The following is a 5,623-nucleotide window of genomic DNA, read 5'->3' on the forward strand; positions in this document are numbered from 1 at the left end:
GGGCCATCTCAGGGACGCGTCCTGTTTTTGATATCTATAAAAGCGTTCTGACGGGGTGTACGAATCGTCGACAGGAATAGTGGAAAGACTGAGGCAGTGCTGAGCAAACAGGAGTAAAAACGATGTGATCGACGCGCGAACAGCAAGTGTCATGGACCAGGGCCTTGGATCTGTGTGGATACTGCATTTGACAATGCAGCATGCCACACATGCCTAAGCGAGGCGAACTGTACAAAGCCATGTATTGGACCCTATTAAACGCTAAACGCTAAACGCGCATGCTCGCGTGCTACTGTCGAACGCTGCGGGCTATCAGACGCTCCCCCCACAGGGTTTCGGGTTCCTTCCGCGACTGGCCGAGAAACAGCAAACGCAACAGGTTGAATCCGCCCAGTACCATTTCCACTACGATCGGCCCTGCAATTCCCATCACCATAGAAATCACGAATACGACATTTGTATCCTCAACGCCCAACTGGTACAGCAGGATGCGCGTAGCGGCGGTAAAAAACACGTGGAACAGGTATATCGAGTAGGAATAACCGCCGATAATCGCAAGACTGTTTATCCTCAAGCTGGAGTAATACAGCGCAAGGCAGGAAACCGCCCCAAGCAGCAGTCCCATATCGGTGCGGCCCGCACCCCGCACATCTCCAGAGATGTGTAGCGCCGTAAACGCCCCTACTGCCACCAGGCAGAGCACTGCGCTTAACACCTTTGCCTGAGCAAGGCCCCATTTAAAGCGAGTCACTCCCATCCCAAAAAGGAAGAAGGGAAATAAGTAGATGGCGCCGGAAATGGAAAAATATTCGGTATCGATGCCGGAAAAATACAGCAGGATTGCGCCGGACAGCACGACAAAGAACCCACCGGCTCGGTCAAATGCGCCCATTTTTTCCAGCGGAACCATAACCATAAAAATCAGGAATTGCGCGCTGAGAAACCAGTAGTGGGCTACCGGAATAATATGCAGGGTAAACCAGTTAGCAATATCCCCGTTTGCGCCTGGCGTTAAGGATTTAAGGATGGCAAAGATCGTTCCCACCACGATCATAGGAATGAGAAGGCGTCGGGATTTGCCTTGGAGGAAGTTGATGAACCCCTCGCGGAAGGGACGGTAGGCGTAAACGACGCCCGACAGGAAGGTAAACAGTGGCATCCGCACATAGGCCAGAAGGTCACTCAGCTCTCGATAGATCCCACTGTCTATCCCGAGCCCGTTGGTGGCACCCGTTCCTACCACATGGTAGGCAACCAGAAAAACGCAAGCCATACCCCGCAAAGTATCGATGTGGATATCACGCTGCATTGCATCAACTTCCTTATTAATGCTGAAATATCGGACTTCCCCGGCAGCCACGTTGCTAATTCCTATCCTGTTGCCAAATCCAACCCTCCTCTCCGAGGGAGACTGACTCAGGCAAACATGGCTATTTCACTGCCAAATAACGCTCAACAATTGATCAAAGTCAATTCATGTTAGCGGATTTTCGGACGACCGCCATTTTGCCGTCGGCTCAATCGTCAGGATCGACCTGTACTCCGGCGTGGGAGGCATGAAAAAATGGCAAAATTCCGCAGCGGCGAACTTCGCCCCTCAGACACTGCCAATAAGGACAACCGATGCTCAAATTCCTGCTCTGGCTTATTCTTTTCGTGCTCTGCTGGCCGCTCGCGCTGCTTGCGCTCCTGGTCTGGCCTCTGGTCTGGCTGTTGTCGCTGCCATTTCGTCTGATCGGTATCACCTTCGAGGCATTATTTGCCTTCCTGCGCGCGGTGCTTATGTTGCCAGCGCGCTTACTCGGCCACAAACCAGCGGCATAATGGCCGTTGCCGGCCTGTGCCTTCGCTGGGGGGAGGAAATAAAGTGAAACCATTTGGCAGCTGCCACTGTGGCAATATCCGCCTGGAGGTCGCGACACTCCCAACGGAAGTCACCAGCTGCAACTGCTCCCTGTGTCGGAGGTATATGGGGCTGTGGGCCTACTATGAACCCGGCGACGTCACCATCTACTACCAGAACCCCGTGAAGAGCTTTTATATCTGGGGCGACCGGGATATCGAACATCACCGCTGTCACAACTGCGGCTGCGTGACGCACTACATCACCACGGAGAAATGCCCGATTAAACGCATTGCGGTGAATGCGCGCATGGCGGACCCGGAGCTATTGGCGAGCTTGAAAATCCGGTATGTGGATGGCGCTTCCTTCTAGGCTGGTTCACAATTCCAGCCAGCATCAATAAGGAGATAATTGGATGTCCGACGCGCAACTTACCCAGATCGTCTGCCCCTCCTGCACTACCCCGAACCGGGTTCCGCAGCAGCGACTGGGTGACCGTCCCCTGTGCGGCAAATGCCGCGCGCCGCTGATTGGCGGCCACCCAATCAACGCCACCGATGCTAGCTTCCGCCGTTTTATCGACAAGAGCGACCTGCCGGTGGTGGTGGATTTCTGGGCCACCTGGTGCGGCCCCTGCCAGCAGTTCGCACCGGTTTTCAGCCAGGTTGCCGGTGAAATGGCGACCCAGGCGGTGTTCGTAAAACTGGATACGGAGGCCAACCAGCAGACCTCCGGCGCCTTCCAGATTCGCTCCATCCCTACCCTGATGATTTTTCATCGCGGTCGTGAAATTGCGCGCATGTCAGGCGCCCTGCCCAGGCCGCAGTTTGTGCAGTGGGTAAGTCAGCAGCTGGCATCCATTCCAGGCTGACACAGCGCCGCGGTGTTCGGTGAGATGGATTTGGGGCCGCATTCGGACCGCGCGTTTGCGATTCGCGGTCGCGGCTCTTAGACTTTCCGGAGTATCGCTCCATGCGGTACACCAAGCATCAACAGACAGCCAGCATCGACTGGTTTCACTTTGTACGATTATCTTGCCAGCCTGCTCGAGGATCTCGACGGCATCCAGCAGCACCCCAAGTACCACCCGGAGGGCGATACCCTCTTCCATTCACTCCAGGTTTTCCAGCTCGCACGCCAGGCCACCGACGATCCGGTACTATGGGCCGCGGCACTGTTCCACGATGTCGGCAAAGCCGTGGATAGCCCCCGCCACGCGGAACTCGGGGCGGAAATGCTATCCGGTGTGCTCAACCCGCGCATTGTATGGCTGGTGGAACACCACCTGGACCTGATGCGGTTCCCGCATCGCACACGCAATAAATACGCTGGGCAGAATCGCCTGCAGCAATTGCAACTGTTGCGACGTGTGGACGTGGGCGGCCGTGACCCCATGGCTACCGTCATGAATTTACAGGACGCCATAGAACTCCTGAAACCCCACCACGCACTGATCGCGGCCTGAAGCTGCCCAGTCTTTATGAATAAACAGGAAAGAATTCGCCACCTGATCACCCAGGAGGCCGCACGTTTGATGTACGAGGAAGGCGTCGGCCAGTATTTCGATGCCAAGCGTATGGCGGCAAAGCGCCTCATCGGCAAGCAATACCGATTCCATCCAAAGTACCTGCCCTCCAATGGCGAAATCTCCGACGCCCTGTACGAACTCAGCCAACTCAAAGATCCCGCAACCCACGAAGACCAGCTGTTTCGTATGCGCTGTTGTGCGCTAGAGGTGATGGAGCATTTAGAATCCTTCTCCCCCCGCTTGATCGGCTCGGTGAGCACCGGACGCATCCGCGAGGGCAGCGATATCGACCTGCACGTGTTCACCGATGAAATCGAGGAGCTGGAGCACCATCTCGATACCCTCGGCTGGCGCCACGAACGCAAAACCACCACCATCAACGTGAACGGGCGCTTTGTGGAGTACCAGCACATTTACCTGGACTTCGATTATCCGGTGGAGCTGTCGGTGTACCCGCTGCGCGACCTCCGCGTGGTCGGGCGCTCCAGTACCGATCACAAACCCATCCGACGCCTGTCTGCGACCCAGCTGCGAGAACTGATCAGCAGGGAACACAGGGCGTAAATTCCGCCCCCAAGCCGTAGAAAACACGACGCCCACGCCAACTGTCCGGATATCTGTCGAGAAGTGCGAGAGGCAGCTTGCAAGCTGCTATACAGTGACTGGCTCGCCAGGTTTCCGGCGATTATTTTGGGCAGGAGGCTTCGAAATGGGCAGATCCCTGGCTACTGCGCTGATAGTGATAGCGATCATTCTCGCCGTAATGTTCATGCTCACCCGCAATCCGTCCATTGCGCCAGTGGACCCGCCGGCTGCGGCGTCGTTCAGCGCCGATCAGGTCGCACGCGGTGAGGTATTGGCCGGCATCGGAAATTGCGCCGCCTGCCACACCACCAGTACCAGCAATCCCTACGCCGGCGGCCGCGATTTCAGCACGGGTTTCGGTACCCTTTACTCCACCAATATCACGCCCCACCCTCAGGATGGTATTGGTACCTGGTCGCGGGATGCCTTTGTTCGCGCCATGCGCGAGGGCATTGCCCGCGATGGTTCCTATCTGTACCCGGCGTTTCCCTACCCCCATTTCAAGAACCTTTCCGATGAAGACTTGAACGGGCTCTACGCCTATCTGATGTTGCTGGAACCGGTTGCCTATACCCCGCCCGACAATGCGATGCGCTTTCCTTTCAATCTGCGGTTCCTGCAGTGGGGCTGGCAGTTGCTGTTCTTCTACAAGACACCGCTGAAAGCGGATCCACAGCAGAGCGAGGCGTGGAATCGCGGTGCTTATCTGGCGGAGGGTGCGGGCCACTGTAGCGCCTGCCATTCTCCGCGCAATGCCTTTGGCGCGGAGAAAAAAGATCGGGCTTACGCCGGAGCCCTGATCGACAACTGGTACGCACCGGCACTGAACGCCGCACAACCGGTCCCGGTTCACTGGGATTCTGAAAGCCTGTATCGCTATTTACGCAAGGGACAGTCCGCTTACCAGGGCGTTGCCGTCGGCTCCATGTCTGAGGTGGTACACCAAGGCCTACACAAAGCACCGGACGCGGATATTCGCGCACTCGCGACCTATCTCAGTTCACTCGCAGGCCATGTCGAATCAGAAAACTCCGCCACGCGCGCCGCGCAATTGATTCAGTCCGCGCAACAGCGCACCGACAGTGACCGCAGTCACGGCGAGCACCTGTATATCACCGCCTGCGCCGGCTGCCATTTCAATGCCGCCGATAACCCGCTCGCGCTGCGCGCAGAGCTGAGCCTGAACAGCGCCATCACTGCGGAAGACCCCACCAACCTGCTGAGAATATTGTTGCAGGGCGTGCCCGCCAGTGAGGGATCCCCCGGTATCGTGATGCCGGATTTTGCGGTTCTCAGCGACGGAGATATCGCGAGCCTCGCGCAGTTCCTGCGTATACGCGCTGACCTGCCGCCGTGGCAGAAATTGGAGCAGCGCTTGAGGGAACTGCGTCGGCAACTTGGCCACAACACGGCCGCACAGCAGGGAGGCAACCAATGAGCATCAAGTTCAAGATCAACGGCCAGCCCGTGGATGTGAAGGTGCCGGAAGATACACCACTGCTCTGGGTTATCCGCGACGATATCGGCTTTACCGGCACCAAGTTCGGCTGTGGTATCGGACTGTGTGGCGCCTGCACGGTACATGTGAGCGGGCGTGCGGTGCGCTCCTGTATCACGCCAGTGAGCGCAGTGGCCGATACCGAGGTTACGACCATCGAGGGACTGTC

The 5,623-nt window shown here is 57.2% G+C and carries 8 protein-coding genes; 7 read left to right on the forward strand and 1 reads right to left on the reverse strand.

Features of this window, described 5'->3' with window-relative positions; genetic code table 11:
- Positions 1 to 289 precede the first annotated feature (289 nt).
- Positions 290 to 1,360, reverse strand: a complete 1,071-nt coding sequence (locus VIL80_RS10470; RefSeq protein WP_332036061.1) for an acyltransferase family protein — start codon at positions 1,358 to 1,360, stop codon at positions 290 to 292.
- A gap of 263 nt (positions 1,361 to 1,623) precedes the next feature.
- Between VIL80_RS10470 and VIL80_RS10475 the strand changes: the two genes are divergently transcribed.
- The 7 genes from VIL80_RS10475 to VIL80_RS10505 form a co-directional block, all read left to right on the forward strand.
- Entirely contained in the window at positions 1,624 to 1,824 is a 201-nt protein-coding gene (locus VIL80_RS10475) for a hypothetical protein (RefSeq protein ID WP_332036062.1), read from the forward strand.
- A 43-nt stretch (positions 1,825 to 1,867) separates the two neighbouring features.
- Positions 1,868 to 2,215 carry a GFA family protein gene (locus VIL80_RS10480; RefSeq protein ID WP_332036063.1) on the forward strand — a complete coding sequence of 116 codons (348 nt, stop codon included), beginning with the start codon at positions 1,868 to 1,870 and terminating at the stop codon, positions 2,213 to 2,215.
- Positions 2,216 to 2,258: 43 nt separating this feature from the next.
- Positions 2,259 to 2,714 (forward strand): thioredoxin TrxC, encoded by a 456-nt coding sequence (gene trxC, locus VIL80_RS10485; RefSeq protein WP_332036064.1) that lies wholly within the window; start codon positions 2,259 to 2,261, stop codon positions 2,712 to 2,714.
- 150 nt (positions 2,715 to 2,864) lie between these two features.
- On the forward strand, positions 2,865 to 3,308 hold the full coding sequence (locus VIL80_RS10490) for an HD domain-containing protein (protein WP_332036065.1): 444 nt from the start codon (positions 2,865 to 2,867) through the stop codon (positions 3,306 to 3,308).
- Positions 3,309 to 3,323: 15 nt separating this feature from the next.
- Positions 3,324 to 3,935, forward strand: a complete 612-nt coding sequence (locus VIL80_RS10495) for a nucleotidyltransferase domain-containing protein (protein ID WP_332036066.1) — start codon at positions 3,324 to 3,326, stop codon at positions 3,933 to 3,935.
- Positions 3,936 to 4,080: 145 nt separating this feature from the next.
- Positions 4,081 to 5,394 carry a c-type cytochrome gene (locus VIL80_RS10500; protein ID WP_332036067.1) on the forward strand — a complete coding sequence of 438 codons (1,314 nt, stop codon included), beginning with the start codon at positions 4,081 to 4,083 and terminating at the stop codon, positions 5,392 to 5,394.
- A partial coding sequence (locus tag VIL80_RS10505; RefSeq protein ID WP_332036068.1) for a (2Fe-2S)-binding protein occupies positions 5,391 to 5,623 on the forward strand: 233 nt, incomplete at its 3' end. The genes VIL80_RS10500 and VIL80_RS10505, both read left to right, overlap by 4 nt.

This window comes from Microbulbifer sp., from assembly GCF_036563125.1.
Lineage (GTDB): Bacteria > Pseudomonadota > Gammaproteobacteria > Pseudomonadales > Cellvibrionaceae > Microbulbifer.

Bases quoted from the DNA above. Each gene is read 5' to 3' on its own strand.
- VIL80_RS10475 (WP_332036062.1), top strand. From the start codon at position 1,624: ATGCTCAAATTCCTGCTCTGGCTTATTCTTTTCGTGCTCTGCTGGCCG.
- VIL80_RS10500 (WP_332036067.1), top strand. From the start codon at position 4,081: ATGGGCAGATCCCTGGCTACTGCGCTGATAGTGATAGCGATCATTCTC.
- VIL80_RS10495 (WP_332036066.1), top strand. From the start codon at position 3,324: ATGAATAAACAGGAAAGAATTCGCCACCTGATCACCCAGGAGGCCGCA.
- trxC (WP_332036064.1), top strand. From the start codon at position 2,259: ATGTCCGACGCGCAACTTACCCAGATCGTCTGCCCCTCCTGCACTACC.